Annotated in this window: 26 protein-coding genes and 2 tRNA genes; 16 read left to right on the top strand and 12 right to left on the bottom strand. The window is 63.8% G+C overall.

The window, feature by feature from the left end:
* Positions 1 to 756: a type I methionyl aminopeptidase gene (map, locus tag IM737_RS01535; RefSeq protein ID WP_236897789.1), complete on the top strand. Its 756-nt coding sequence runs from the start codon at positions 1 to 3 to the stop codon at positions 754 to 756.
* A gap of 105 nt (positions 757 to 861) precedes the next feature.
* On the opposite strand, the gene IM737_RS01540 is transcribed toward map, so the two are convergent.
* The 3 genes from IM737_RS01540 to IM737_RS01550 form a co-directional block, all read right to left on the bottom strand.
* Complete coding sequence (locus IM737_RS01540; RefSeq protein WP_236897791.1) at positions 862 to 1,389, bottom strand: hypothetical protein; 528 nt, start codon at positions 1,387 to 1,389, stop codon at positions 862 to 864.
* A gap of 31 nt (positions 1,390 to 1,420) precedes the next feature.
* A tRNA-Lys gene (locus IM737_RS01545) sits at positions 1,421 to 1,495 on the bottom strand.
* A gap of 77 nt (positions 1,496 to 1,572) precedes the next feature.
* Positions 1,573 to 2,361, bottom strand: coding sequence for a hypothetical protein (locus IM737_RS01550; protein WP_236897792.1), 789 nt, complete (start codon positions 2,359 to 2,361; stop codon positions 1,573 to 1,575).
* A 145-nt stretch (positions 2,362 to 2,506) separates the two neighbouring features.
* On the opposite strand from IM737_RS01550, the gene glmU reads away from it, so the two are divergent.
* Both glmU and glmS read left to right on the top strand, forming a co-directional pair.
* Positions 2,507 to 3,859 carry a bifunctional UDP-N-acetylglucosamine diphosphorylase/glucosamine-1-phosphate N-acetyltransferase GlmU gene (gene glmU / locus IM737_RS01555; protein ID WP_236897793.1) on the top strand — a complete coding sequence of 451 codons (1,353 nt, stop codon included), beginning with the start codon at positions 2,507 to 2,509 and terminating at the stop codon, positions 3,857 to 3,859.
* Position 3,860: 1 nt separating this feature from the next.
* Positions 3,861 to 5,687 carry a glutamine--fructose-6-phosphate transaminase (isomerizing) gene (gene glmS / locus IM737_RS01560; protein WP_236897794.1) on the top strand — a complete coding sequence of 609 codons (1,827 nt, stop codon included), beginning with the start codon at positions 3,861 to 3,863 and terminating at the stop codon, positions 5,685 to 5,687.
* A 39-nt stretch (positions 5,688 to 5,726) separates the two neighbouring features.
* Here glmS and recG read toward each other — a convergent pair whose 3' ends face one another.
* The gene (gene recG, locus IM737_RS01565; protein WP_236897795.1) at positions 5,727 to 7,835 is read right to left on the bottom strand and encodes an ATP-dependent DNA helicase RecG; all 2,109 of its coding nucleotides are present in this window, start codon (positions 7,833 to 7,835) and stop codon (positions 5,727 to 5,729) included.
* 143 nt (positions 7,836 to 7,978) lie between these two features.
* Here recG and IM737_RS01570 point away from each other — a divergent pair, with 143 nt between their 5' ends.
* The 3 genes from IM737_RS01570 (at position 7,979) to IM737_RS01580 (ending at position 12,667) form a co-directional block, all read left to right on the top strand.
* Positions 7,979 to 8,257: an FAD assembly factor SdhE gene (locus tag IM737_RS01570; RefSeq protein ID WP_236897796.1), complete on the top strand. Its 279-nt coding sequence runs from the start codon at positions 7,979 to 7,981 to the stop codon at positions 8,255 to 8,257.
* Positions 8,254 to 11,739, top strand: a complete 3,486-nt coding sequence (gene mfd / locus IM737_RS01575; RefSeq protein WP_236897797.1) for a transcription-repair coupling factor — start codon at positions 8,254 to 8,256, stop codon at positions 11,737 to 11,739. Before IM737_RS01570 ends, mfd begins: the two co-directional genes overlap by 4 nt.
* Before the next feature lie 145 nt (positions 11,740 to 11,884).
* Positions 11,885 to 12,667 (top strand): invasion associated locus B family protein, encoded by a 783-nt coding sequence (locus IM737_RS01580; RefSeq protein ID WP_236897798.1) that lies wholly within the window; start codon positions 11,885 to 11,887, stop codon positions 12,665 to 12,667.
* A 65-nt stretch (positions 12,668 to 12,732) separates the two neighbouring features.
* Here IM737_RS01580 and IM737_RS01585 read toward each other — a convergent pair whose 3' ends face one another.
* The 3 genes from IM737_RS01585 to IM737_RS01595 are packed head-to-tail and all read right to left on the bottom strand — an operon-like array spanning position 12,733 to position 14,815.
* Positions 12,733 to 13,896, bottom strand: a complete 1,164-nt coding sequence (locus tag IM737_RS01585; RefSeq protein WP_236897800.1) for an FAD-dependent monooxygenase — start codon at positions 13,894 to 13,896, stop codon at positions 12,733 to 12,735.
* On the bottom strand, positions 13,893 to 14,363 hold the full coding sequence (locus IM737_RS01590; protein WP_236897801.1) for a DUF6691 family protein: 471 nt from the start codon (positions 14,361 to 14,363) through the stop codon (positions 13,893 to 13,895). Before IM737_RS01590 ends, IM737_RS01585 begins: the two co-directional genes overlap by 4 nt.
* Positions 14,363 to 14,815, bottom strand: coding sequence for a YeeE/YedE family protein (locus IM737_RS01595; protein WP_236897802.1), 453 nt, complete (start codon positions 14,813 to 14,815; stop codon positions 14,363 to 14,365). The genes IM737_RS01590 and IM737_RS01595 overlap by 1 nt, the downstream gene beginning before the upstream one ends.
* Here IM737_RS01595 and IM737_RS01600 point away from each other — a divergent pair.
* From IM737_RS01600 to IM737_RS01645, 10 genes are all read left to right on the top strand, one after another.
* Positions 14,802 to 15,023 carry a hypothetical protein gene (locus IM737_RS01600; protein ID WP_236897803.1) on the top strand — a complete coding sequence of 74 codons (222 nt, stop codon included), beginning with the start codon at positions 14,802 to 14,804 and terminating at the stop codon, positions 15,021 to 15,023. The genes IM737_RS01595 and IM737_RS01600 overlap by 14 nt on opposite strands.
* Positions 15,016 to 15,927 carry a TerC family protein gene (locus IM737_RS01605; protein ID WP_336886227.1) on the top strand — a complete coding sequence of 304 codons (912 nt, stop codon included), beginning with the start codon at positions 15,016 to 15,018 and terminating at the stop codon, positions 15,925 to 15,927. The genes IM737_RS01600 and IM737_RS01605 overlap by 8 nt, the downstream gene beginning before the upstream one ends.
* A 9-nt stretch (positions 15,928 to 15,936) precedes the next feature.
* Positions 15,937 to 16,908 (top strand): quinone oxidoreductase family protein, encoded by a 972-nt coding sequence (locus IM737_RS01610; RefSeq protein WP_236897804.1) that lies wholly within the window; start codon positions 15,937 to 15,939, stop codon positions 16,906 to 16,908.
* Positions 16,909 to 17,114: 206 nt separating this feature from the next.
* Positions 17,115 to 17,204, top strand: a tRNA-Ser gene (locus IM737_RS01615).
* Positions 17,205 to 17,257: 53 nt separating this feature from the next.
* The gene (locus IM737_RS01620; RefSeq protein ID WP_236897805.1) at positions 17,258 to 18,124 is read left to right on the top strand and encodes a PhzF family phenazine biosynthesis protein; all 867 of its coding nucleotides are present in this window, start codon (positions 17,258 to 17,260) and stop codon (positions 18,122 to 18,124) included.
* An 82-nt stretch (positions 18,125 to 18,206) separates the two neighbouring features.
* On the top strand, positions 18,207 to 18,440 hold the full coding sequence (locus IM737_RS01625; protein WP_236897806.1) for a hypothetical protein: 234 nt from the start codon (positions 18,207 to 18,209) through the stop codon (positions 18,438 to 18,440).
* Between the two features lie 119 nt (positions 18,441 to 18,559).
* Positions 18,560 to 18,736 carry a hypothetical protein gene (locus IM737_RS01630; RefSeq protein WP_236897807.1) on the top strand — a complete coding sequence of 59 codons (177 nt, stop codon included), beginning with the start codon at positions 18,560 to 18,562 and terminating at the stop codon, positions 18,734 to 18,736.
* A 261-nt stretch (positions 18,737 to 18,997) separates the two neighbouring features.
* Positions 18,998 to 19,576 (top strand): 5-oxoprolinase subunit B family protein, encoded by a 579-nt coding sequence (locus tag IM737_RS01635; RefSeq protein WP_236897808.1) that lies wholly within the window; start codon positions 18,998 to 19,000, stop codon positions 19,574 to 19,576.
* Positions 19,573 to 20,475 carry a biotin-dependent carboxyltransferase family protein gene (locus tag IM737_RS01640; RefSeq protein ID WP_236897810.1) on the top strand — a complete coding sequence of 301 codons (903 nt, stop codon included), beginning with the start codon at positions 19,573 to 19,575 and terminating at the stop codon, positions 20,473 to 20,475. The genes IM737_RS01635 and IM737_RS01640 overlap by 4 nt, the downstream gene beginning before the upstream one ends.
* The gene (locus tag IM737_RS01645; RefSeq protein WP_236897812.1) at positions 20,472 to 21,233 is read left to right on the top strand and encodes a 5-oxoprolinase subunit PxpA; all 762 of its coding nucleotides are present in this window, start codon (positions 20,472 to 20,474) and stop codon (positions 21,231 to 21,233) included. Before IM737_RS01640 ends, IM737_RS01645 begins: the two co-directional genes overlap by 4 nt.
* Positions 21,234 to 21,477: 244 nt before the next feature.
* Here the strand turns inward: IM737_RS01645 and IM737_RS01650 are convergent, their stop codons facing one another.
* From IM737_RS01650 to IM737_RS01670, 5 genes are all read right to left on the bottom strand, one after another.
* Positions 21,478 to 22,233 (bottom strand): ABC transporter ATP-binding protein, encoded by a 756-nt coding sequence (locus tag IM737_RS01650; RefSeq protein ID WP_236899834.1) that lies wholly within the window; start codon positions 22,231 to 22,233, stop codon positions 21,478 to 21,480.
* Positions 22,234 to 22,247: 14 nt separating this feature from the next.
* A complete protein-coding gene (locus tag IM737_RS01655; RefSeq protein ID WP_236897814.1) occupies positions 22,248 to 23,012 on the bottom strand; it encodes an ABC transporter ATP-binding protein in 765 nt (254 codons plus the stop codon).
* A 9-nt stretch (positions 23,013 to 23,021) separates the two neighbouring features.
* Positions 23,022 to 24,161, bottom strand: a complete 1,140-nt coding sequence (locus IM737_RS01660) for a branched-chain amino acid ABC transporter permease (RefSeq protein WP_236897816.1) — start codon at positions 24,159 to 24,161, stop codon at positions 23,022 to 23,024.
* Between the two features lies 1 nt (position 24,162).
* Positions 24,163 to 25,194, bottom strand: a complete 1,032-nt coding sequence (locus IM737_RS01665; protein WP_236897818.1) for a branched-chain amino acid ABC transporter permease — start codon at positions 25,192 to 25,194, stop codon at positions 24,163 to 24,165.
* Between the two features lie 132 nt (positions 25,195 to 25,326).
* Positions 25,327 to 26,682: a substrate-binding protein gene (locus tag IM737_RS01670; RefSeq protein WP_236897820.1), complete on the bottom strand. Its 1,356-nt coding sequence runs from the start codon at positions 26,680 to 26,682 to the stop codon at positions 25,327 to 25,329.
* Positions 26,683 to 26,684 lie beyond the last annotated feature (2 nt).

Below are 26,684 nucleotides of genomic sequence, written 5' to 3' on the forward strand. Positions count from 1 at the left end.
TTGACGATTACTACCGAAGAACAGCTCGAAAAGCTCAAGGCCATTGGCCGCATCTGCGCCATCACCCGCGACGCCATGGCCTCGGCCATGCGTCCGGGCATGACCACGCAAGAATTGGACGAGATAGGCGCAAGATTGCTGGCAGAAAACGGCGCACTTTCTGCCCCGATCGTCACCTACGATTTCCCCGGCGCCACCTGCATCTCGGTCAACGAGGAAATCGCCCACGGCATCCCCGGTCCCCGCGTGCTGCGTGAAGGCGATCTCGTCAATATCGACGTGTCGGCCGTCAAGGATGGCGTCTATGCCGACTGCGGCTCATCCTTCGTTCTGGGCGAAGCCGACAAGCGCCTCGTCGCCCTCTGCCGCGATGGCAAGAAGGCCATGTGGACCGGGATTGCCGCCGTGAAAGCCGGGGCACCCCTTGCCGACATCGGCGACGCCATCGGAAAATTTGCCAAGAAGGGCGGCTACACGCTGATCCGCAACCTCGCCAGCCACGGTGTCGGCGATAGCCTGCACGACGAGCCCGGCGAAATCGCCACCTGGCCCGACAAATCCGAACGCCGCCGGATGACCAATGGCCTGGTCTTCACCATCGAGCCCTTCCTGTCGCTCGGCGGCAAGATGGCCGATCAGAAGTCGGATGACGACGAATGGACGCTTGTGGCCCGGCCGCCCGCACCATGCGTGCAGTATGAGCATACGGTGGTGGCGACGCCGCGCGGCGCGGTGGTGGTGACGCTGGCGGCGTGAATGCCCCACTTACCTCGCCCCTCCGGGGAGAGGTCGGCGCGCAGCGCCGGGTGAGGGGCCTTTAGACGGGTCGACCTCTCCCCGGAGGGGCGAGGTAAGGAAGCGCTACAACCACACCAGCAGCATCGGCCCCAGCAACACCATGGCCACGGCGACCGCAAACCTCAGGTTGCCCAACCGGCGCAGGTTCTGCACGCTGAGCACTGTCGACAGCACCAGAAATGCTCCCAGCGCGATGAAGACCGGCGTCATCGGTTGCAGCGCCAGTGCTACATTCTCGGTCAGTTGCAGGTAGATCATGTGCCCCGCCACAAATCCGAGCAGGGCGGTGATGACCACGGTCACGGCCTTTGACGTGATCAGCAGTGCCATGTCGATGGTATGGCTGAACAGCACCAGCGCCAGCCCGGTTGCGGTGACATGTGCCGCTGCCAGCGCCGGCAGCAGGCGGTTATCGGCCAGCAGCGGCAGCATTTCCGGAGGCGCGTTCAGCGGCAGCGAGCCGATCATCGGCAGGTCGGCGCCGTACTGCGCCAGCAGCAGGATAGAATAGAGCATCGCTAGCGTGCTGACGGTGAACACCAGCGCGGTGGCCACCAGCACCTTGAGCAGATCGACGAAATCCTGGGACACGACAGCAGCCATCCGAACTGGGGAAGAAATTTGGTATGCCGGGAGGGGGTCGAACCCTCGACCATTCGATTAAAAGTCGAATGCTCTACCACTGAGCTACCGGCACGCACCAAACTGACGCTGCTGGCGTCGCGGCGGAACATAGCCACGTTGCCCCCGCTGTCAACCGCAATTGCGCCATGCTCAATAGCTGAGCGGCGTTCCGGTAAACGGCATGGGCATGCACGAAATCGAAATGCGCTCCAGCCGAGCGCACAGCGCGGTGGCTTCGGAGAGCTGGGTGATCGGGCCGACCACGATGCGCTTGTCGTCGGTGTTGGCCTCGTCGGTCAGCAATGGCGCCAGACCGAAGAGCAACGGCCCAAGCTTCATCGACAGGTCGCGCCAGGATTCGGGCGCCTGTTCGAACGATACCGTCGGTCCCAGTGCGATGCCGAACGCCGCCTCGTTGGGAATTGCTGCGGTCGTCGTCTGGTCGACGGGAGCGGGCAGGGCCTGTTCGCCCGGCAGCGGGGGCAGGGCCTCAGCCATAGGCTGCTGCCGGATCGACACCGATCCGCCATCGGCGTCATAGCTCAGCGTCTCGCCTTCGCCGATCGAGGCGGTCAGCGACGACCGGTCGATGGCTGCGTCATCGGGCAGGGCCTCGAGCAGCGTCGGAATGCTGACCTCCAGCGCGCCGACGCGGCGGACAACCTCATTGCCCTGCTGTTCCTCCAAGGCAAAGCGCGTCGCCAGCACGCTGTTCTCGCGCTTGAGCTGCAGCGTCTCGTCGCGCAGATCGGCCACTTGCTGGCGCAACTGATCGAGCGAAGCACCCTCGATGCGCGTCTTGTGCAGGCCTCCGAGAATGCCGGCCGGCAGGGCGGCCGATACGTTGGCGCCCATCATCGCGAGGCCGCCGACAACCAGCGCAACAATGCCCCAGGTGGTCACGTCCGATTGCCGGAACTGTTCCGATGCCTTGGCCAATGCGAAATACCTCGAAGACGCGCAATCGAATCAGGCATTGCGCATAGAATAACCATGGCGCTGCGATTAGCTGTTCGCCAACTCTTGCATGCCATAAATCTGTGAAAATGCGCGGCAATAGAAGGCGCGGACCGGAGAAGCCTCTATGACGGAACTATTGTCGATCATCCTCGCCGCGGGTGAAGGAACCCGCATGCGGTCGGCAACTCCGAAAGTTCTGCATCGCGTCGGCGGCCTTCCGATGGTTGGTCACGTGATGCGAACCGCACTCAAATCGGGCTCGACCGATATCTGCGTCGTGGTCGGCCCCAACCACGAAGCCGTGCAGGCCGAGGTAGTTCGCCACGGTCCCAGGACCCGTATCTTCAGCCAACTAGAGCGCCTCGGCACGGGCCATGCCGTCCGTCAGGCGCGCGAAGCCTTCGCCGCTGCATCAGGCAATATCGTGGTGCTTTATGCCGATAACCCGCTGGTTTCCAGCGGTACCGTGGATGCGATCACCGCCAGGCTCGACGACGGCGCCGATATTGTGGTTGTCGGCTACCGCCCAGCTGACCCCACCAATCTTGGCCGGCTGCTGACGCAGGACGGTCGCCTTCTCGCCATTCGCGAGCATCGCGACGCGACTGAGGAAGAGCGCAAGATCGGGCTCGCCAATTCCGGCATCATCGGCTTCCGGGCCGAAGCGCTGAACAGCATCATCGACCGCATCGGCAACGCCAATGCCAAGGGCGAATACTATCTCACCGACGCGGTCGAACTCGCCAATAGCGACGGCCGTCGCGTCGAGTTCATCGAGGCCGATCCGGGTGAGGTCATGGGTGTCGATGACCGGATGCGCCTGGCCGCCGCTGAGGCTCAGTTCCAGTCCCTGCGCCGCGACGACTTCATGAAAGCCGGCGTGACGCTCAAGGATCCGTCCAGCGTCTGGTTTTCCTACGACACCGAGATCGGCCGCGACGTCACCATCTTCCCCAACGTCGTCTTCGGCGCTGGCGTCAAGATCGGCGACAATGTCGAAATCCGCGCTTTCTGCGACATCGAGGATGCCGTTATCGGCGAAGGCTCGACCATCGGCCCCTTCGCCCGCATTCGCGGTGGCGCCGAGCTGGGACCGGACGTGCATCTGGGCAATTTCGTCGAGGTCAAGAAATCGCGGATCGGCGCCGGCACCAAGGCCGGCCATCTGAGCTATCTCGGCGACGCCGACATCGGCAGCAAGACCAATATCGGCGCCGGCACCATCACCTGCAATTATGATGGCGTGAACAAAGACAAGACAATCATCGGCGACAATGTCTTCATCGGGTCGAACGCCTCGCTCGTCGCGCCGCTGACGATCGGCAATGGCGCCTATACTGCATCGGGCAGCGTGATCACCGAAGACGTGCCGCCCGACGCCGTGGCCTTCGGCCGCGCGCGCCAGGAAAACAAGCTGGGCTATGCGCCCAAACTCCGCGAGAAGGCTCTCGCCAAAAAAGCAGCCAAGGGGAAATAGCATGTGCGGCATTGTTGGCATCGTCGGCAGCGAACCGGTTGCAATCCGTCTGGTGGATGCGCTCAAGCGCCTCGAATATCGCGGCTATGACAGCGCGGGCGTCGCCACGCTGGAAGACGGCGACATTTCCCGCCGCCGCGCCGAGGGCAAGCTGGGCAATCTCGCCACCAAGCTGAATATGGAGCCGCTGGCCGGCCGCATCGGCATCGGCCACACCCGTTGGGCCACCCACGGCGCGCCGACCGAGCAGAACGCCCACCCGCACGCGACCGATCGCGTTGCTGTAGTCCACAACGGCATCATCGAAAACTACCGCGAAATGCTGGCCGACCTCGCCAAGGACGGCTACCTGCCCAAGACGCAGACCGACACTGAGTCCGTCGCGCTGTGGGTCAGCCGTGAACTCGCCAACGGCGCCGATCCCGAGTTGGCCGTCGCCCGTACCCTGAAGAAGCTGCGCGGCGCCTTCGCGCTGGCCTTCCTGTTCAAGGGCGAAGAAAGCCTGCTGATCGCAGCCCGCCACGGCGCGCCGCTCGCTGTCGGCTACGGTACGACGGAAATGTATCTGGGCTCCGACGCTATGGCGCTGGCCCCCTTCACCTCACGCCTGACCTATCTCGAAGATGGAGACTGGGCCGTCATTACACCCAAGGGCGTCACCATTCGCGACGGCAAGGATGCCATCGTGCAGCGCGAACTGCAGATTTCGCAGGCTTCGGCGCTGATGGTGGACAAGGGCAACCACCGCCATTTCATGGCCAAGGAAATCTACGAGCAGCCCGAGACCATCTCGCATACGCTCAGCCACTATGTGGATATGGGCGCCGAGAAAGTCGCTATCCGCGAGACCTTGCCCTTCGACTTTGCCGACCTCAGCCGCCTGACCATGAGCGCCTGCGGCACGGCCTACTATGCTGGTGCCGTCGCCAAGTATTGGTTCGAGCGCTACGCGCGCCTGCCGGTCGACCTCGACGTGGCCAGTGAGTTCCGCTATCGCGAGCCGCCCATGGAAAGGGGCGGGCTGTCGCTGTTCATCTCGCAATCGGGTGAAACTGCCGATACCCTGGCGGCCCTGCGCTATACGGCGAGCCAGGGCCAGCACGTGGCGTCGCTCGTCAATACCGTCGAATCGACCATTGCGCGCGAATCCGGCGTTGTCTTCCCGATCCTGTGCGGCCCCGAGATCGGCGTTGCCTCCACCAAGGCCTTCACGGCGCAACTGACGTCGCTGGCCAGCCTTGCTATCGCGGCGGGCCGGGCGCGCGGCGCCATCAGCGCAGAGCGCGAGACTGAGATGGTCCGCGCCCTGATCGGACTGCCAACGGCGGTCTCCGAAGCTCTGGGCAAAGAGGACCAGATCATCGACATCGCCAAGCGTCTCAGCAAGGCCAAGGACGTGCTTTACCTCGGTCGTGGGCCGATGTTCCCCATCGCCATGGAAGGCGCGCTGAAACTCAAGGAAATCAGCTACATCCACGCCGAGGGTTATGCGGCAGGTGAGCTCAAGCACGGCCCGATCGCCCTGGTCGACGAGGACATGCCTGTTATCGTCGTCGCGCCGTCTGACGAATTGGTCGAAAAGACCCTCAGCAACATGCAGGAAGTCGCGGCGCGCGGCGGCAAGATCATCCTGATCACCGATGCCGAAGGGGCGGAAACGGTGGGCCATGGTATCGCCGATATCATCATCATCCCGCATGTGGATAGCTTCGTGGCGCCAATTCTGGCGACGATCCCTGTGCAGCTGCTGGCTTACCATACGGCGGTGTTCATGGGCACGGATGTGGATCAGCCGCGGAATCTGGCGAAGTCGGTGACGGTGGAGTAGGGCGCTTTCTCACCTCTCCCCCAAGGGAGAGGTGAAGGGCTACCCCGCCCTGATCAGCGGGATCGCCAAGTCCTTCCGGAACAGATACAGCGCCGTCCGCGCTGCCTCGCCGTCGTCACCCGTAAGCCCGGGATTCCGCAACAACAGCCCCTTGGCCTCGTCATGCGCATAGTCCAGCAGGTGCCGATGCACGTCGGGCACGGCGAGCCGATATCCCGGCATGCCCGATTGCCGCGTACCCAGCACATCACCCTGGCCGCGCAGTTCCAGATCGCGCTCGGCAATCTCGAAGCCATCTTCGGTTGATTTGATCGTCTCCAGCCGCGCCTTGGCTGTCTCGCTCAACGGATCCTTGTAAAGCAGCAGGCATGCCGAGCGCTGCGAGCCACGACCGACGCGGCCGCGCAACTGGTGCAACTGGGCCAGCCCGAAGCGCTCGGCATGCTCGATGATCATGATCGAGGCATTGGGCACGTCGACGCCGACTTCGATGACCGTCGTCGCCACCAGCAGCTTGAGTTCATCCGCCGCAAACCGCTGCATCACCTCCTGTTTGGCAGCCGCACTCATGCGGCCATGCACCAGCGCGACCTGGTCGCCGAACACCTCCCTGAGCTGGGCGAACCGATCCTCGGCGGCAACGACCTCCAAATGCTCGCTTTCCTCGACCAGCGGGCACACCCAGAAGGCTTGTGCGCCCTCGGCCAGGCGCGCCTGCAGGCGGGATACCACCCGGGCATACTCCCCAATGGAAATCACTGCCGTATCGATCGGCTGCCGCCCGCGCGGTTTTTCCCGGAGGATGCTCACCGCCATGTCGCCGAAATGGGTCAGCACCAGCGTGCGCGGGATCGGCGTCGCCGTCATCACCAGGAGGTCCGTGTGCTTGCCCTTGTCCGACAGTGCCAGCCGCTGATGCACGCCGAAGCGATGCTGCTCGTCTACCACGGTCAGCCCAAGATCGTGAAACTCGACGCCCGACTGGAACAGCGCGTGCGTGCCGACGACAATAGTGGTCTCGCCGCTGGCAATGCCCGCAAGCTTGGCACGCCGCTCTGCCGCCGGCATCTTGCCCGTCAGCAACTCGCAGCCGAGGCCCGCAGCGTCGCAGAGCGGTTTCAGCGTCTTGAAATGCTGCGCGGCCAGCAACTCCGTCGGTGCCATCATCGCCGATTGCGCGCCACTTTCGGCCATTGCAGCCATCGCCATCAGCGCCACCACCGTCTTGCCCGCCCCGACATCACCTTGCAGCAACCGTGACATCCGGTCGGGCGAAGCCAGGTCAGCGCGGATTTCGTCCACCGCCAGTTGCTGGCCCTCGGTCAGTGAAAACGGTAGTGCCACCGTTACGCGTTGCGTGACTTCGCCGGTAAATGTCCGCGCGATGCCCCGCGCCGCCACCATTGTCGAGCGGATCAGTTGCAGCGTCAGTTGCCCGGCGAAATACTCGTCATAGGCCAGCCGCATGCGGGCAGGGGACCACAACTGTGCTTCATCCGGATTCTCAGGCAGATGCACCGCCCGCATGGCCTCGGCAAAGCTCGGCCACTTCCGCTCGGCCATCGTCCCGCCGTCGATCCATTCCGGAATGTCCGGCAGGCTTTCGATCACCTGCCGCACCAGCTTGGCCAGCGCCTTCGAACTCAGCCCCTGCGTCAGCGGATAGACCGGCTCGACCAGCGGCAGCGTCGCGAACTTGTCGGGCTCGACCACATAGTCAGGGTGGGTGATCTGTTTTTCGCCATTGAAGAAGCCGATCTGCCCGGAGACAAACCGCTCCTCGCCCAACGGCAACAGCTTCTCCACCCAGCCACCCTGGCTGCCGAAATAGACGAGGCTGACATCGCCGGTCTCGTCATGGGCAAAGACCCGGTGCGGCACCTGCGGACGTCCGCGCGGCGGCGGCTGGTGGCGATCGATGTGAAGTTTCAGCGTCACGATCTGGTTGAGATAGGCCTCGGCAATGCCGACCTGCCGGCGCCGATCGACGACGCCCGACGGCATGTGCATCAGAATATCGAGCGCCATCGCCTCCTGACCCTCGGGCGCGCCGAAGTACCGCGTCAGCAGCGCAGCCAGCTTGTCGCCGACACCCTTGATCGAGTGCAGCGAACGAAACAGCGGCGAGAGGCTTTCGGGACGGGACACGATTCGATTGGGCTCCTCGGAACGGCGAAACTAGCGGCCCGCCGCAACCGCGTCACCCCTTCGGCATTGAAGGCTGACAAGCCCCAACATTCCGCGTAAACACTTCCACCAATCAACCACCATTCAGGATCATGGCGCGTCAAATGACTGCCGGTGAAGACATTGCCATGCGCCGTAAGAAGCTGCGCTACCGCGCCTGGCACCGCGGCACCCGCGAGATGGACCTCGTCCTGGGGCCGTTCGCCGACGCGCATACCGAGCATCTCGACGAAGCCGGCCTCGATCGGCTGGAAGCCCTGATGAGCGAGGAGGATCCGCCGCTGCTGAAGTGGATCATGGGCCAGGAAACCCCGCCCGAACATATCGATCTGGCCTTCCTCGCGGAGGTCATTGCCGATCATCACGCCCGGCTGGCCAAATGAACGAACTCGCGCCGCAGCGCCCGACCCGCACTATTGCTAACGTCCCCGACGGCATGCAGCCGATGGTGCTTGCACGGCTTGTGCAGCAGCGCATCGAGGCGGCTCCGGATGATGCCGCAAGTATCGTGTTCGTTGCCCGCGACGGTCGCCGCCTGCAGCGCATGGCCGATATCCTCACCGCCATGCTGCCGGGCCATACCATCCTGACCCTGCCGGCCTGGGACTGCCTGCCTTACGACCGCGTCTCGCCCAACAATGTCACGATCGCCGCGCGCATGAACACGCTGGCAGCCCTGACATCAGGCGCCAAGGGCGCCGTCGTGCTGACGGCGGTCAATGCACTGATCCAGAAACTGCCACCGCGTGACGTGGTTGAAACCATGTCGTTCTCTGCCGCCACCGGCCGTGTCGTCGATAGCGAGAAGCTGATCGCCTGGGCCGCCAACAACGGCTACCTGCGCGTACCGACAGTACGCGAGAGCGGTGAGTATGCCGTACGCGGCGGGCTGGTCGACCTGTTCCCGGCCAGCGCCGAGGCGCCGTTGCGCTTCGACTTCTTCGGCAGTCAGCTCGAATCGATCCGCACCTTCGATCCGGACAGCCAACGCACCACCGGCACGCTCAAACGCGTCGACCTGACCCCGATGAGCGAGGTCGTGCTGACCGACGCGACCATCAAGCGGTTCCGCCAGAACTACACCGCGACCTTCGGCGGCAACACAGTCGACGACACGCTCTATGCCTCGATCAGCGGCGGCTCGCGCTATTCGGGCACCGAGCATTGGCTGCCCTTCTTCTACGAACACCTCGATACCCTGGCCGACTATGTCGGCGACGCGCCCTTCGTCTTCGACGAACAGGCCGCCGAGGCCTATGCCGACCGCATCACCCAGATCGAGGACTATTACGAGGCGCGCGAAGCGGCACGGCTGGCGCCAACAGTAGCTGGGGCAGGGGCGCCCTATAAGCCGATCAAGCCGGAACTGCTTTACGCCGTTGACCAGCATCCATACGCGCTGGCCGGGGCCTCAGTGGTCCAACTCAGCCAGTTCATAGCGCCGGGCACCAAGGCCGTCGACGATGCGGGTGGCCATATCGCCCCCAGCTTTGCCGCCGAGCGCCAGGCGACCGATACCAACCTGTTCCAGTCCGTGGTCGATCGCCTGCTGGCGGAGCGCCGCGAGGGCCGCCGCGCCGTCGTCGCCTGCTGGAGCACCGGAACTCGTGACCGCATGGTCCAGGTGCTGAAGGACCACGGCCTCACCAATCCGCGTCTCGCCGAAAACTGGCGCGATGCCGAGACCACCAGCGCGTCGACGACGTCGCTCGTCGTGCTGCCGCTCGAAACCGGCTTCGAAACCAAGGACCTGCTGGTCCTGTCCGAGCAAGATATCCTCGGCGAACGTATTCTCCGCCCGCAGCGCAAGAAGAAAGCCTCCGATGCGCTGACAGAGGCGGCCAGCCTCAATGCCGGCGATCTGGTGGTGCATGTCGATCATGGTATCGGTCGCTTCATCGGCCTCAAGGTCATCGAGGCCGGCGGCGCGCCGCATGAATGCGTCGAGCTCGAATATGGCGGCGATACCAAGCTTTACCTGCCGGTCGAAAATATCGAGCTGCTGACCCGCTACGGCACCGATGACGGCAATGTCACCCTCGACAAGCTGGGAGGCGTCGCCTGGCAGGCCAAGAAGGGCCGGCTCAAGAAACGCATCCGCGAAATGGCGGAACAGCTCATCAAGATCGCAGCGGCGCGCCTGCTCACCAAGGCCGACGTCATCGAGATCAACCCGGGCGCCTACGACGAATTCGCCGCGCGTTTCCCCTATGAGGAAACAGAGGACCAGATCGCGGCCATCGAGGCGGTGTTCGACGACATCACATCCGGCCGCGTCATGGACCGGCTGGTTTGCGGTGACGTCGGCTTCGGCAAAACCGAGGTCGCGCTGCGCGCGGCCTTCGCCGTGGCGCTATCGGGGAAGCAGGTTGCGGTCGTCGTGCCGACAACGCTGCTCGCCCGCCAGCACTTCAAGACATTCTCCGAGCGATTCAAGGGCCTGCCGGTTCGCGTCCGCCATGCCTCGCGCATGGTCAGCGCCAACGAGCTCAAGGCCACCAAGGAAGGCCTGGCGGATGGTCAGGTCGACATCGTCGTCGGCACCCATGCGCTCTTGAGCAAGACCATCAAGTTCCGCGATCTGGGCCTGTTGATCATCGACGAAGAGCAGCATTTCGGCGTCGGCCACAAGGAGCGCCTCAAGGAGCTCAAGTCCAACGTCCACGTGCTGACGCTGACGGCCACCCCGATCCCGCGCACCCTGCAACTGGCGCTGACCGGCGTCCGCGACCTCAGCCTCCTGGCAACACCACCGGTCGATCGCCTCGCCATCCGCACCTTCATCTCGCCCTTCGACGCACTCTCTGTGCGCGAGGCTCTGCTGCGCGAAAAATACCGTGGCGGCCAGGCCTTCTATGTCGTGCCGCGCATCAAAGACCAGCACGAGATTGCCGAGTTCCTGAAGGCGCAGGTTCCCGAAGTCAGCTTCGTCGTCGCCAACGGCCAGATGGCGCCGGGCGAACTCGATGATCTGATGAATGCCTTCTACGACAACAAGTTCGACGTGCTGGTGGCCACCACCATCGTCGAATCCGGCCTCGACATTCCCAATGCCAATACGCTGATCGTGCATCGCGCCGATCATTTCGGCCTGGCGCAGCTCTACCAGATCCGTGGCCGTATCGGCCGGGCCAAGGCCCGCGCCTATGCGCTGTTCACAGTGCCGCCCGATCGCAAACTCACCGACACGGCCGAACGCCGCCTCGGTGTCCTGCAGTCGCTCGAAACCCTGGGCGCCGGTTTCCAGCTCGCCAGTCACGACCTCGACATCCGAGGCGCCGGCAACCTGCTCGGCGACGAGCAATCCGGCCATATCCGCGAAGTCGGCTACGAACTCTACCAAGCCATGCTCGAAGAGGCTGTCGCCAACCTCAAGACCGGCGATGACGATTACGAGGACCGCAATGAGTGGTCGCCGCAGATTTCGCTGGGCATGCCGGTGATGATTCCCGAGCACTATATCCCAGATCTGCAACTGCGCATGCAGCTCTATCGCCGCCTGGGCGATCTCACCGATATCAGGGATATCGACGCCGCTGGCGCAGAATTGATCGACCGCTTCGGCCCGTTGCCGGAAGAAGTCGAGGCTCTGCTCAAGGTCATCCTGGTCAAGGCTTTGTGTCGCCAGGCCAATGTCGAAAAGGTCGATGCCGGTCCCAAGGGCGCGGTTATCTCGTTGCGCAACAACGAATATCCCAATCCGGCGGCGCTGGTGCGCTTGGTCAGCGACCCGGCCAACCAGGTTCGGATCAAGCCCGATCAGAAGCTCGTATTCGCCCGCAACTGGCCCACGCCCAATGATCGCCTCAAGGGCGCAGCCGCAATTCTGTCGCGGCTGGCCAAACTGGCCGAAAATGCGGCGTGAGGCACCTGCATCAACCCTGTCCTGCCATAATGCTTTGGCAAGGTGCATCGGTCATGTTATTGCCCGAATTCAGCACTTGAAGGGCAGTTCAATTCTCAAGGTGGCGCCAAGTCACCGGGACCGCCAAAGAAGCCAAGGAAATTCTATGAACTTCAGGAAACCTCTCGTCGCCGGTTTTGCGGTGGCCGCGCTCATGCTGTCCCCGCTGTCGGCCTACGCTCAGGAAGCGACCCCCGCCCCGGAAGCTCCTGCCGCCCAGACGCCGGTTGATCCCGCCGCCCCTGCCGATCCTGCGGCTGCCCCGGTGGATCCCGCGGCGCCCGTCGATCCGGCTGCGCCCGTCGCGACTGCGACCGGCGAGGTCCAGTCGCAGAACTGGCTCAAAGTGTGTGATCCGCTGCCCGATGGGCAGAAGGCTTGCATCATGCGCCAGGTCGTCCTGGCCAATGGTCAGTTCCTCGGTTCGTTCCTGCTGCGCGACGATCCGGGCCAGGAAAGCCGCCTGCTGGCTGTTGCCGCCGTTCCGCTCGGCGTGCTGCTGCCGTTCGGCCTGACCTGGCAGATCGACGGCGCCAAGCCTGTCCGCGTGCCCTATATGCTGTGCGACCCCACCTCCTGCGCCACGCAGCTGGTGATCAATGAGCAGTATGTAAACTCGCTCAAGCGCGGCAGTACGCTCACGCTCACCGCCAAGAACCGCCAGAACCAGGATCTGACCATCGAGATCAACCTGTCCGGCTTCACCGCAACCTATGACGGCGATGCCGCCCTGACCTTTGACGAATTCCGCCAGGAAACTTCGGGCGAGAACGCGCTGGAGCAGGTTCTGCAGGATCGCGCCGAAGAGCTGCGCCGCCAGCTGGGTGGCGAAGCCCCCGCCGATGGCACCACGCCTCCGGCCGATGGCGCCGCGCCTGCTACGCCGTAAGGCATTTGGCAAACTGATATTTGAGAGAGGGGCGCGGGAAACCGCGCCCCATTTTTGTTTGGGCGCTAACGCCCACCCATCCCCAGGGAAAATGCCTGCTTCCGCAGCGCAGGCGCCAGCTTGAGCGCCCACAGGCCGCCGGCACGCAGCGCCTGCGCCGGCACCATCTCGGCCAATAGCGAGCGGAACAGCGCATCCACCATAGTTCCGGTGCGCGCCAGGTCGGCGGCACGCCGCTTCGCGTAGTCGCGACTGACTGCAATCGCCCAGTCCGGCTTGCCCCGATCGACCCCCGCCAGCGTCTCCGCCAGGTCGGCCACGTCGCGCAGGCCAAGATTGAGCCCCTGCGCACCGATGGGCGGAAAGGCATGCGCCGACTCGCCGGTCAGCACAACGCCATCCGCTCCAGCCAGGGGCACCGTCAGCCTACTCAGCGGAAAGACAAAGGCCGGCGTCGCCATGGCGATGTCGCCGAACAGCCGCTGCGACTTCTCCGCAAGTATCGCCAGCAGCCGCTCCGCGCCGCCGCTATAGGCATCACGAAGCACGTCGATGTCGTCGATCCAGACAAGATTGGCCCGGTTGCCGCCTGCCGGCACCAGCGTGAAGGGGCCTTGCGGGTAGTGAAATTCGATGGACGTCCCGCCGATTGACCGGCCGACCTCGAGATCGCAGACCAAGGCCGCCTGGGTGAAGGTCCGCTCCTGCGCAACGATTCCCGCTGAGGCCCGAACCAGCGATTTCTTGCCGTCTGCCCCCACAAGCAATGGCGCGGTCAGGACCGTTCCATCCGCGAGCTCAACCTGCCAGTGATCATCCACCGGCGCCGTTGCGACTGCCCCCTCCGAGATGGTCCGCAGATTGGGCAGCGTCGCCGCAGCGGCGTGAAAACGCTCCAGCAGCCGCATGTTGGCAAAGTTCCAGCCAAAGGCCGCTAGACCCGCTTCCTTGGTGTCGAACAGGGTTTCGGGCGCCCGGATCAGCCTGCCGGTCGCATCGATGATACGAATCTGGGTCAGCGCATGGCCCAGGTCTGCCGGCTCGTCGATCAGCCCCGCCTGGCGCAAGTAGTCGACACTGGGCATCATCAGGGCCGAGGTCCGCCGATCCGGCGGCATGGTCGGTGCCAGGTGGATTGTCGACAGTCCGGCCTTGGCAACCGCTATCGCCGCCGCGACGCCCGCCAGTCCACCGCCGACGACGATGGCATCTGCGTCCTGCCTGCTCATTGCGCGTCCGCCAGGCGTTTGGCGTGACCGCTGGGAATGATCACGCTGCCGGCCAGCGAACCGACGAACATGGCGACCAGGAAGATCCAGAGATTGTCGGGCAAGAAGGCGATCAGCGATATCGCCGGCCCGGGGCAGATACCAGCCATGCCCCAGCCGATGCCGAACATTGCCGCGCCACCCACCAGCCGGGCGTCGATCTTCTTGTATTCCGGTTCGTGGAATGCCGTATCGAACAGCGGCGCCTGCCGGCCCTTGCCGATGCGGACGGCGACGAACATGACGATCAGGGCCGAGCCCATGACGAAGGCCAGGCTCGGATCCCAGCCACCATCAGGGATCGCGCCGAAATCGAGAAAGCGCAGCACTTTGAACGGGTCGACCATCTGCGACACGTAGAGACCGGCGCCAAACAGCGCGCCGCTCAGCGCCGCCGTGGCGAGATAGGGAAACTTGAGATTGGCCATCACACCACCCCCGTCACGGTGACGGTGATCACGGCCACCCCGAAAAACACCAGCACGGCCACCAGCGAGCGCAGCGACAGTCGCGCCAGCCCGCAAACGCCATGTCCGGAGGTGCAGCCATTGCCAATCTTGGTGCCGATCCCGGTCAACAGGCCCGCTATCGCCAGCCATACCGGCGTTGGCACGCCCAACGCCGCCGGCGCTTCGACAAGCCGCGCCGGTTCGACGCCACCCATGCCCAAAGCAGGGAAGAGCCTAGCTGCGGCAAAAGCAGCAACGACAAGCGCGACCAGAAACACGACCCGCCAGACCACTGTTTGAGCTGGTGGCAGCAACTGCCCGAAAATACCAGAAATGCCGGCAATGCGGCCATTGCCCAACCACAACACGGCGGTGGCAAGTCCGATCAGGCTGCCACCGATGGTGGCAGTCAGCGGCGTGAACGATTCCATTGGCTCTACTCGCAAAAACTCGATTGGCGTTGACGATATCACCCGCCACAACCCCGAAGCCAGCCATGCAGCGACTGCTTTGTGCTGCCGAACGCCGCAGCCCGAGGAAAACTCTGCCAGCAAGGCTTTCCCGCGCGCCACGCACCGCTTAGATATGCTGTTCGCAAAACTTCAACCAAGACCCGAAAACGGAGCCGATGATGTTTGAAATGCTGGCCGATCCCAATGTCTGGGTCGCCTTCGCCACCCTCACGGTCATGGAAATCGTGCTGGGCATCGACAACATCGTCTTCATCTCGGTGCTGGTGTCGCGCTTGCCGCGGGAACAGGCCGAGTTCGCCCGCAAGCTGGGCATTGCCCTCGCTCTGGTCTTCCGCATTGTCCTGCTGCTGCTGATCAGCGTCATCGTCCAGCTCAAGGACCCTGTCTTCACCCAGTTCGGCCTCGAACTGTCGTGGAAGGATATCATCCTGATCCTGGGCGGCGCCTTCCTGGTCTACAAGGCGACGCACGAAATGCATGCCGCCATCGAGGAGCCTCACGAGGTCGGCCTCAAGGAGGCGGCAAAGGCTGGCCTCCAGGCGATCATCGTGCAGATCGTCATCATCGACATGGTGTTTTCGATCGATTCGATCATCACTGCCGTCGGCATGGTGCCGGCCGAACAGGTGGGCGTGATGATCGCGGCCGTGCTGGTCGCCGTGGCCGTCATGTTCTTCGCCTCGGGTCCGGTCGCCAAATTCGTCGCCGATCACCCCACGACCAAGATGCTGGCTTTGGCCTTCCTGCTGCTGATCGGTACGACTTTGGTGATCGACGGCTTTGCCGGCAGCACCGGCTTCCACGTCGAAAAGGGCTACATCTACGCCGCTATGGCCTTCTCGGTGATCGTCGAAGCGGTCAACATTTTCGCCAAGAGCCGCCGGATTGCCGCCAAGGGTGGCGCCGCGCATCCCAAGATGACGCCCTTTACCGGTGATACCGGCTCAGTCTCAGCTGCCGCCGGCGTCGCTGCCGTCACCGCCAAGAAGCCCGGCAGCAAGGCCACGCCGACCGCGCGCGCCCAGGCCCGGCCCAAATCGGCACCGCGCAAGCCAAGGACGCCCAAGTAGGTGTCCGGTATGACCAAGGCCATCGTTGTAAACCAGACTGGTGGCCCGGAGGTTCTCAGCTACGAGGATTGGCCCCTGGCCAATCCTGGCCCGGGGCAGGTGGCCCTGCGCCAGACGGCGATCGGCCTCAATTTCATCGACACCTACCAGCGCTCGGGTCTTTATCCGCAGCCGATGCCCTTCGTGGCGGGCAATGAAGGGGCAGGGGTCATTACCGCCATCGGCGATGGCGTGACCGATCTCAAGGTGGGCGACCGCGTCGTCTATCAGGGCCAGGTCGGCGCCTACGCCACTGAACGCCTCGCCGCTGCCGAACGCATGGTGCCCATCCCCGACGGCATCGACGACCAGACCGCGGCCGCCATCCTGCTCAAGGGCCTGACCGCATACTATTTGCTGTTCCAGACCTGGCCGGTCGCCAAGGGCGAAACCATCCTCTGGCACGCTGCCGCAGGCGGAACCGGCCTTATCGCCACGCAATGGGCCAAGGCGCTCGGCGCCGACGTGATCGGCACGGCCGGCAGCGATGAAAAGTGTGCCCTGGCCACGGCGCATGGCTGCGACCACGTCATCAACTACAACACCGAAGACTTCGCTGCCCGCGTCCGCGACCTCACCAACGGCCGTGGTGTCGACGTGGTCTATGATGGCGTCGGCAAATCGACCTTCGAGAAGTCACTCGATTGCCTGCGCCCACGCGGCCTGCTGGCCAGCTTCGGCAACGCCTCGGGCGTGCCGAGCCTGCCCGACGTCACGCTGCTGGCCCGCAAGGGCTCGCTCTATGTCACTCGGCCCACGGGCACGCACTATGTCGGCCAGCGCGAAAACCTGCTGGCTGGTGCGAGCGCGCTGTTCAAGGCCGTCCTCGACGGCGCCATCAAGGTCGAGATCGGCCGGACGTTCCCGTTGAGCGAGGCCGCCGATGCCCATCGTGCCCTGGAAGGTCGGGAGACGACCGGGTCAGTGCTGCTGATTCCGTAGTTTTGCCTGATCTCACCCACCCACGGGGTCATTCCTGCGCAGGCGGGAATCTCCGTTTTCTTTACTGGGATAGGCAAACAGAGATTCCCGCCTTCGCGGGAATGATCCGGGGATGGGAGGCGCTGGGTGCCCCTGCGATGAGAACTTCCGACAACCCTCACGCACTCTGGACAGCCCTTCGCTCTCCCGCTAAACGCAATCGCAACGGGTAGATGGCAGAGCGGTTGATTGCTCCGGTCTTGAAAACCGGCGAACGTGAAAGCGTTCCGGGGGTTCGAATCCCTCTCTACCCGCCAAATCCTATCGCCTCTCTCGCCTAAGCTCAGCTCATCCTCGGAAGGTGAAAAGCATGGTCGAACTGGTCGCAGGTCTCATCGATGTCTTTGCCGACACCCCTCTGACCGGCAATCCGCTTGCCGTAGTGCAGGACGCCGACGCGTTGACCGACGAGCAGATGCGTCGGATTGCCGGCGAATTCAATCAGGCCGAGACGACCTTCATCCTCCGCAGCACGCGTGCCGATCGAAAGCTGCGAAGCTTCACGGCAAGTGGCGCAGAAGTGTTCGGCGCCGGACACAACGCGCTCGGCGCCTGGCTCTGGCTGGGCGAGCATGGCGACCTGGGCTCATTGGACAAGGCGCGGACATTTCATCAGGAAATCGGCCCGGAAGTGCTGCCGATTGAGCTGGTATCAATCGACGGTCGTGTCCACGGACGCATGAAGCACGCGCCCTTGCGGCTCGGCGAGCCCCTGGCGGACGTCGCTCCGCTGGCAGCGGCGCTTGGCTTGGAGCCAGGCGATATCCTGTCCGAACCGATACCGCGCCCCGCCGATACCGGGGCCGAGCACCTGATGGTCCGCTTGCGGGATGTCGAATCGGTCGACCTGGCACAGCCCGATGCTGTCGCCCTGCTGGCCGTTCTGCGCGGCACAACCGCGGAAGGCTGCTACGTCTATGCCTTCGACGGCGCCGACAAGGCATATGCTCGATTTTTCAATCCAACCGTTGGCCTCTGGGAAGATTCGGCTACCGGCACCGCCGCCGGCCCCCTTGCCGCCTATCTCGCGGCCAGCGGACATCTGGCCGGCAACGATCTTGCCGTCGAGCAGGGCACGAAGATGGGGCGCCGCAGCATCCTCCGCATTCGGTTGACCCCGGATCCGGAACTGTCCGGCACGGGAATCGTGGTGTTGCGCGGGCTAATCCGCCTTTGATTGGGCCATGACTTGTGGAGGTAGCCTATCCCCTATCAATGGGTTAGGTATGCCGTTCGTTCGACAGAACAGAGAGAACCAAGTGAGCCGCAAGGATTTCGATGTGTCGCGGATGCGGCGCCTCAAGCGTTACGCAGCGCGGTATGGCCTGACCATTCTCACCGATGAGAAGATGAAGGTGCTGGGCACCACGGGCGGGCATGCCATCCGCGATGAGACCTACACCGTGCTGTTCGGGAATGTGCCGAAGCCCTTTTCGGCCAGCCTCGACGATATCGAAAACTGGCTCGAGGCGAACACGGCGGGGGAAGAGTAAGGGACGCTGTCCTTTCTGACAATCGCCCCCAAATGGGCCCGTACGGATTTTCGTTATTTATTCTGTAACGGAATCGTCCAACAATCATCGGTGTAAGGCATACTTGGAGGCGCGTTATTGTGTTCACTCTGATCAACGCCGACGCCGAAGACGACGACGCCGAAATCACTGACCCCCAGGAAATTGCAGAATTGTTCGCTGCCATCGCCGCGGTTGCCATTGAGGCAATCGGTGCGGGGCAGGTGCGGCAGCTATTCGATGCTGTCGTCGAACAGGACGGCAAAGACCCCAACTGAGCTGGACCAACACCGTCCCGGCAGGTCATATCCGGCCGATGCCTTGAGAGGTTTCGGCGCTATCGAACGGTCTTCCGAGCGAGGCAGAGTTCCTCCGCTTATGGACCGGATTGACTGATCCGGGCGGGTCCGACAGGACTAGCCGCATGCTTCAGCCGAGGAGGCTGCATCATCGCTGGTTTGTCCGCTTCCGATACATTTCCCACGCCGACGATCCTTCCGCTCGGCGACAGCGCTCTTCTCGTGCGCTTTGGCACTGCCTTGAGCGATTCCGCGAACCGCGCGGCCATCGCGCTGGCATCGTCCCTCCATCGTCACCCCTTGCCCGGCGTGGCCGAGGTGGTGCCGAACCTGGTCTCGGTGCTGCTGCGCTACGATCCGCTGACATCGTCGCCGTCGGCCATATCAGGAGAGCTGCGCCTGCGGCTTTTCGGTCTCGACAGTGCCGCAGTTACCGGCACGGCATGGACCGTGCCCGTGATCTTCGATGGCCCCGACCTCGATGAGGTCGCGGCGCTGCTGGGCGTCACCGTCCGCGCCCTCATCACTGCGCATAACGCGGCACCCTTACGGGTGCTGGCCACCGGTTTCGCACCCGGCTTCGTCTATTGCGGCCTCCATCCCAGCGAACTGGTCGTCCCCCGCCGCACGACCGTCCGACCTCCGGTGCCGGCCGGCAGCGTCCTGTTCGCGGCCGGCCAGACAGCCATCACCGCCACCGAAATGCCAACCGGCTGGCATATCCTGGGTCGAACCAAGTTCGCCAACTTCGACCCCACCGCCATGCCGCCGACCCGGATGTTGGCCGGCGACACCATCCGTTTCGAGGTGGCCGGGTGAGTGCCATCCTCGCGATAAACCGGGCAGGTCCGCTGACCACGGTGCAGGATGACGGTCGCTTTGGCATGCTGTCGCACGGGGTCAGCGCCTCCGGCCCCATGGATCTCGCCGCCTTCGCCTGGGCCGGTGCAGCAGCCGGTGGTGGGCGCGGCGGTATCGAGATCACCATGGCCGGCGTCGAGCTGACCCTGACAAGCGGCGACTGCCATATCGGCTGGGCCGGCGGTGATTTTGCCATCGCGATCAACGGCAAGCGTAAGGACTGGCCCGGATCAGCCAGGCTCAAGGCGGGCTACAGCCTCGCCATAACACCCGGCCGCTGGGGCAACTACGGCTATCTCCGTTTCGATCGCGATATCGCCGTGCCGGAGGTGATGGGCAGCATCGCCACCAGCACCCGTGCTCGGCTCGGCGGCCTGTCCGGCCGGGCCCTGCAGGTCGGTGACCTCATCGAGCTGACAGGCGGCGCCGGCTCGCCTCAGCTCGCTCCACCGCCGCCCGAACCCGCGACCGGCCCCATCCGCATCATCTGGGGGTTGCACGCCGATCTTTTTGCTCCCGCCCAGCGCCAGCACTTCCTCGACGCCGCGTTCGTCGTCTCCCGCCAGCTCGACCGCATGGGCGCGCGGCTGGACGACAAAGCCGGCGTCTTCGCCGACACAACCATTCTCTCGCTCGCTTCCGACGCCATCGTCCCCGGCGATATCCAGATCCTCGGCGATGGCACGCCCATCGTGCTGCTGCGCGATCACCAGCCGACTGGCGGCTATCCGCGCATCGGCACCATCATCACCGCCGACCTCGATCGCTTTGCGCAGCTGCGGCCGGGGACCGCAGTTGCCTTCGAGCCGGTGACCGTGGAACATGCGCATCAGCTGTTGCGGAGCCGCCGGACATGACGTCGATCGACCTCAACGCCGATCTCGGCGAGGGCATGGGGACCGATGAGGACCTGCTCGACATCGTCTCGAGCGCCTCGATCGCCTGCGGCGGCCACGCGGGCGATGCGCCCACGATCCGGCACATCCTCAAATTCTGCAAGGCGCGCGGCGTGCGGGCAGGGGCCCATCCCGGCTATGCCGATCCCAAGCGCTTCGGTCGCTTCCGCGTCGTCATGCCACTCGATCAGTTACTCGGTCAGATCCGCGCCCAGCTTTTCCTCGTCCGCTTCATCGCCGACGAGGTCGGTGTCCCGCTGGCCTATGTCAAACTGCACGGCGCCCTCGCCAATCAGACCGCCGAGGAGCTGGCCTTCGCCGTCGGTATCTTCGCCACCATCCAGGCTATGGACCCAAAAATGGCTGTACTGGCGCTCGACAACAGCCAGCAGGTGCGCGCCGCCAAGGCCGTCGGTATGCCGCTGATCCGCGAGGCCTATGCCGACCGGGCCTACACAGCGGAAGGGTTGCTGGTGCCGCGCAGCCAGGACGGCGCGGTCATCCATGATGTCGACACGGTCATCGCACGCTGCCTGCGGTTGGCAAGGTCGGGGGAGCTGGTCGCCATCGACGGCACCGTGCTCAAATCCTCCGCCCGCTCGATCTGCCTGCACGGCGATACGCCTGGCGCCGTCGACCTGGCCCGCGAAGTACGCGATGCGCTGGAGGGCGAAGGGATTGCGATAGCGGCGGATACGCCGGAGCTGCCGGAGGCATAGGTGCCACGCCCTCTTGGTTCGAGGCGCTGAAGAAGCGCACCTCACCATGAAGGCTTTTGATGTACCGTGTTCACCGTAGCCCTCATGGTGAGGTGCGAGCCCTTGCGAGCCTCGAACCACGAGGGCATGGCATGGAGGCGAAGCACAAATCATACCCTGGGCCTCTCGTTGGGAGAGGTGAGATCGGCGGAATGCCTTGTTCCGAGAGGCCCAGGGTAGGGCGGACCGGTCTTGCGACCGGAAACTAGATGGCCAGGTACTCGTGCCGCAGTTCGGCATTGTCGAGCACTTCCTTGGCCGTACCGGCAAAGGCGACTTCACCGGTGTCGAGGATGACCGCCCGGTCGGCCAGCTTCAGCGCTGCCACGGCGTTTTGCTCGACGATGATGGTGGTGATGCCGAGCGGCTTGATCGAATGCAAAATGCGCTCGATCTCGTGCACGATAACCGGCGCCAGCCCCTCATAGGGCTCGTCAAGCAGCAGCAGCTTGAGGTCACGCGCCAGCGCGCGGGCAATTGCCAGCATTTGCTGCTCGCCGCCCGAAAGCGTCACGCCTTCCTGCTTGCGCCGTTCCGCCAGCCGGGGGAAACTTTGATAAATCTGCTCGAGGCTCCAGCCATTGCCTGGCGCCACCTTGGCGAGCGTCAGGTTTTCCTCGACCGTGAGGCCCGAGATGATGCGCCGATCCTCCGGCACCAACTGGATGCCGGCGCGGGCGGCCTCAAAGCTCTTCATCTGGTGGATGGGCTTGCCATCGAGCCAGATTTCGCCCTGTCGCATCTGGGGATCGTCCGTGCGGGCGATGGTGCGCAGCGTCGATGTCTTACCGGCACCGTTGCGGCCGAGCAGCGCCAGGATTTCCCCCTTGCGCACGTCGAGCGATACGCCCTGCACGATGTAGCTCTCGCCGTAGTAGGCGTGCATGTCGCGGACGGAGAAGAACGGCCGCGTCGTCTCGACACTTGCGGCCTGGCTGTTGGTGAGAATTTGGGTTTCCATGGCGATTGCGCTCATCAATGGGTCCCTCCGAGATAGGCTTCCTGCACCTTTGGATTGCCGCGGACCTGGTCGGGCGTACCATCGGCGATGATCCGGCCCTGCGCCAGCACCGAAATCTTGTCGGCCAGCGAGAACACCACATGCATGTCATGCTCGATGATCACCTTGGTCATGCCGCGGCTCTTGATCTTCTTGAGCAGCTCGATGGTGGTGTTGGTGTCGTGCCGGCTCATGCCAGCCGTCGGCTCGTCGAGCAGCAGCAGGCGCGGATGCTGAATCAGGCACATGGCCAGCTCCATCCGCCGTTTGTCCCCGCGGCTCAGGCTGCCCGCCGTCATGTCCTGGCTGCTGCGCATGCCGACGTCTTCCAGCATATCCTCGGCTTCCTGGCGGATGGCCGTCTCGCTCTCCAGCGAGCGCAGCATGTTGAGCTTGAACGCTCCGTCACGCTTGGCGAGGGCCGGGATCATCACATTATACAACACCGAAAGATCGGCGAAGATTTCCGGCGTCTGGAACACGCGGGCAATGCCAAGCTGGTTGATCTCGAAGGGCTTGCGACCGGTCAGGATCGCCCCATCGAACACCACAGTACCGCTGGTCGGGGCCAGCTTGCCGATGATGACATTGAGCAAGGTCGACTTGCCCGCGCCATTGGGGCCGATGATGGCGTGGGTCTGGCCCTCTTCCACCTGCAGGTCGATATCGGCCAGGGCATGCAGCCCCCCGAAGCGCTTGTGGACATCGGCAACGTGCAGGACGACATTGGGTGTGGTCATGGTGGCGTCCTATTCAGCAGGTTGCGGTTGGGGCGAGGCCTTGCCCGGATTGGTCGGACGGCGATTGAACAGGTGGGCAATGCGTCGCACGCCCTCCATGACGCCGCCGGGCAGGAACATGACGATCAGCACGAACACCAGGCCCAGGGTCAGGAACCAGCCTTCGCCCACAAATTTGGAGCTGATGACAACGGCTGCGTGATCGAAGCCATCGGGCAGGAAATCCCAGAAGCGGGCAAGGATGGTCTCGTTGATCGAGGAAAAGATATTCTCGAAATACTTGATCAGCCAGGCGCCGATCACCGGACCCACCAGCGTACCGGCACCACCAAGGATGGTCATCAGCACCACTTCGCCCGAGGCCGTCCACTGCATGCGCTCGGCACCGGCCAGCGGATCGGTGATGGCCAGCAGTCCACCCGCCAGCCCCGCATACATGCCGGAGATGACGAAGGCCGCCAGTGTATAGGGCCTGGTGTTGAAGCCGGTATAGTTCATGCGCGTCTGGTTGGACTTGATGCCCTTGAGCATCATGCCGAAGGGCGAGCCGGTAATGCGCTGGGCGATGAAGAAGGCGACGATCAGGAAGCCGGCGCAGAAATAGAAGCCGGCATAGCCACCGAGCGATTGTCCAAACAGGGTTGGCGAGGGCAGGCCCGGTGCCGCTGCCGAGAACATCCGATCGACATAGCGCGGATCCTGAAGCGTGAGCTGCAGCCCGGTCTCGCCATTGGTAATCGGCGTCAGCACCGAATAGGCCAGATTGTAGCACATCTGGGCGAATGCCAGTGTCAGGATGGAGAAGTAGATGCCCGAGCGGCGCAGGCTTACATAGCCGATCAGCAGTGCGAACAGCCCCGAGATGACAACGGCGAAGATCATCGCGGGCAGGGCATCCATGCTCAACAGCTTGAACGACCAGACCGCAGCATAGGAGCCGACGCCGAAGAACGCGGCATGGCCAAAGCTCAGATAGCCGGTGAGACCGAAGAGGATATTGAACCCAACCGCAAAGATCGCAAAGATCGTGAAGCGGTTGAGCAGGTCCGGATAGGCCGCGCCGAACGGTTGCAGCCAGATCGGCATGGCGAGCACAGCGAGGGAGAAGCCGAGGAACAGGAAGAGGTCTTTGCGCGGCATGGCCAGCATATCAGGCCTCCATCACGCCGCGGCGGCCAAGCAGACCACGCGGGCGAACCAGTAGAATGATGACGGCGACGAGATAGATGATGATCTGGTCGATGCCGGGGACGATCGCCTTGACCTGCGTCATTGAGGCAAAGGACTGCAGGATGCCGAGCAGGAAGCCTGCGGCCACGGCGCCGGGCAGCGAGCCCATGCCACCAACGACCACCACCACGAAGCTCAGCACCAGGAAGTCCATGCCGACATGGTAGTTCGGCGGCAGGAGTGGCGTGTACATTACGCCCGCGAGGCCGGCGACCACGGCGGCCAGCCCGAACATGATGGTGAAGCGTCGGTCGATATTGATGCCGAGCAGTCCGACCGTCTCACGATCGGCCATGCCGGCGCGAACCACCATGCCGAAGGTCGTAAACTGCAGGAAAGCGAAGACGCCACCGATGATGACGGCCGCAAAGAGGAAGTAGACCAGCCGCCAGATGGGGTAGGTGATGATGTTGGCCTGCATGCCCAGCCAGGCACCGATATCGGCCGCGCCGCGCAGGTCTTCCGGCATCGGCTGCGGGATCGGATTGGGTCCGAAGACCGACTTAATGATTTCCTGCGCCACGATGGCAAGACCAAAAGTCACAAGAATCTGTTCGGCATGCGGGCGTTTGTAGAAGTGCTTGATGATGCCGCGCTCGAGCGCGATGCCGATCACCAGCATGACCGGAATGGTGAGGATGATCGAGAACGGCACCGAGTAGTTGACCAGCACCGCACCGAAATCGCCAAACCAGGCCTGCACCAGCGGCGCCCGCACTTCCAGTGGCTGCCCCCAGGGTGAAAGCTGGGTGGGATCGATGGTCACGGTCTCCAGCGTCAGGATCTGCCGGAACAGCACGGCGCAGAATGATCCGAGCATGAACAGCGCGCCATGCGCGAAATTGACCACGCCCAGCGTGCCGAACACCAATGTCAGCCCAAGCGCGATCAGCGCATAAGCGCTTCCCTTGTCGAGGCCGTTGAGAAACTGCAGAAAGATGACTTCGAACATCGTGTGCTCCGATCGAGCCTCAATCGTCCAGCGGCCCCATGATAGACCTGTCGAACCACAAGGCGTGGCGCGTCAGCCGGTAATGAGGCCTGCTGGGAAAAGGCCCGCCCCGTAACGGGGCGGGCACAAGCATCAGCACATCGGTGCAGGTTCTGCCGGCCCGAGCTCGCCGCCAAAGATCGATGGATCGTAGGCCACCTTGTCGCGCGGGATTTCCTCGACGATGCTGAGCACGTCGTACTCGCTCGTTGGGTTCTCGTTACCCTGCACGACAAGCACGTTCTTGATGCACTGGTGGTCCTCGGCGCGATAGAGCGTCGGGCCATTGCCCATGCCGTCGAACTCGTGGCCTTCCAGCGCCTTAATCACTTCTGGCGGATAGAAGGTGCCGGCGCGCTCGCAGGCATCGGCATAGAGCAGGGCCTGCACGTAGGCGGTGTGGGCCGCCTGCGACGGCGGGGCACCGTAGGCTGCGCCGAACGACTTGGTGAAGGCGATCGTCCCTGGATCCTGCAGGTTCCAGTGCCAGTTGGAGGTGCCGTAGATACCCTTGATATTGGCGCCGGCGCCCTTGGCCATCAGTTCGGAGAACAGCGGTACGACGATCTGGAAGTCCTTGCCGTTAGCCTGGCGGTCGCGCATGCCGAACTGCACAGCCTGGGTCAGCGAGTTGACCATGTCGTTGCCGTAGTGGTTGAGGATCAGCACGTCGGCGCCCGAATTCAGCACCGGCGTCAGGAACTGGCTGAAGTCGCCGGCGCCGAGCGGCGTACGGACGGCTTGGACAGTCGACCAGCCGAGAGCCTCGGTAGCGGCCTTCATCGACTCTTCCTGGGTCCAGCCCCAGGTATAGTCTGCCGTCAGGTGGTAGGCCTTGCGATCGGCGCCATAGGCACCGACGATCGCCGGCGCCAGGCCGATACCCGACTGGTAGGCGTTGAAGAAATGGCGGAAGCCGTAACGCTTCTTGTCTTTGCCGGTCGTGTCGTTGGAATGGGTCAGACCCGCCATGAAGATGACGCCCATTTCCTGGCACAGGCCCTGAACGGCGATGGCTTCGGCCGAGGACGAACCGCCGGACACCATGATGGCGCCGTCGCGTTCGATCATACGGGTTGCGCCGGCGCGGGCCACGTCGGCCTTGGTCTGGCTATCCGAGGTCACGAAAGCGACCTTCTTGCCCAGGATGCCGTTGCCTTTGAGGGCACTCGGGCTCAGCACGTTGATCAGCCCGCCATCGCCTTCGCCGTTGAGATGCTTTACGGCCAGCTCATACGCCTTCTGCTCGTCCGCACCTTCTTCGGCATAGGCGCCGGTCAGCGGCAGGTTGAGACCGAAGGTAACGGTGTCGCCGGTAGGGTTGTTGCAGAATTCCTGGGCCCAGGCGCCCTTGGTGAACATGAGGGGCGCAACGCCCGTGCCAATAATGCCGGCCATGCCGGTCTGCAGCACCCGACGGCGGCTAAGGCCACGCTTCAAAAGTGTCATCA

The organism is Devosia sp. SL43 (genome assembly GCF_021729885.1).
In the GTDB taxonomy this organism is placed as follows: Bacteria; Pseudomonadota; Alphaproteobacteria; order Rhizobiales; family Devosiaceae; genus Devosia.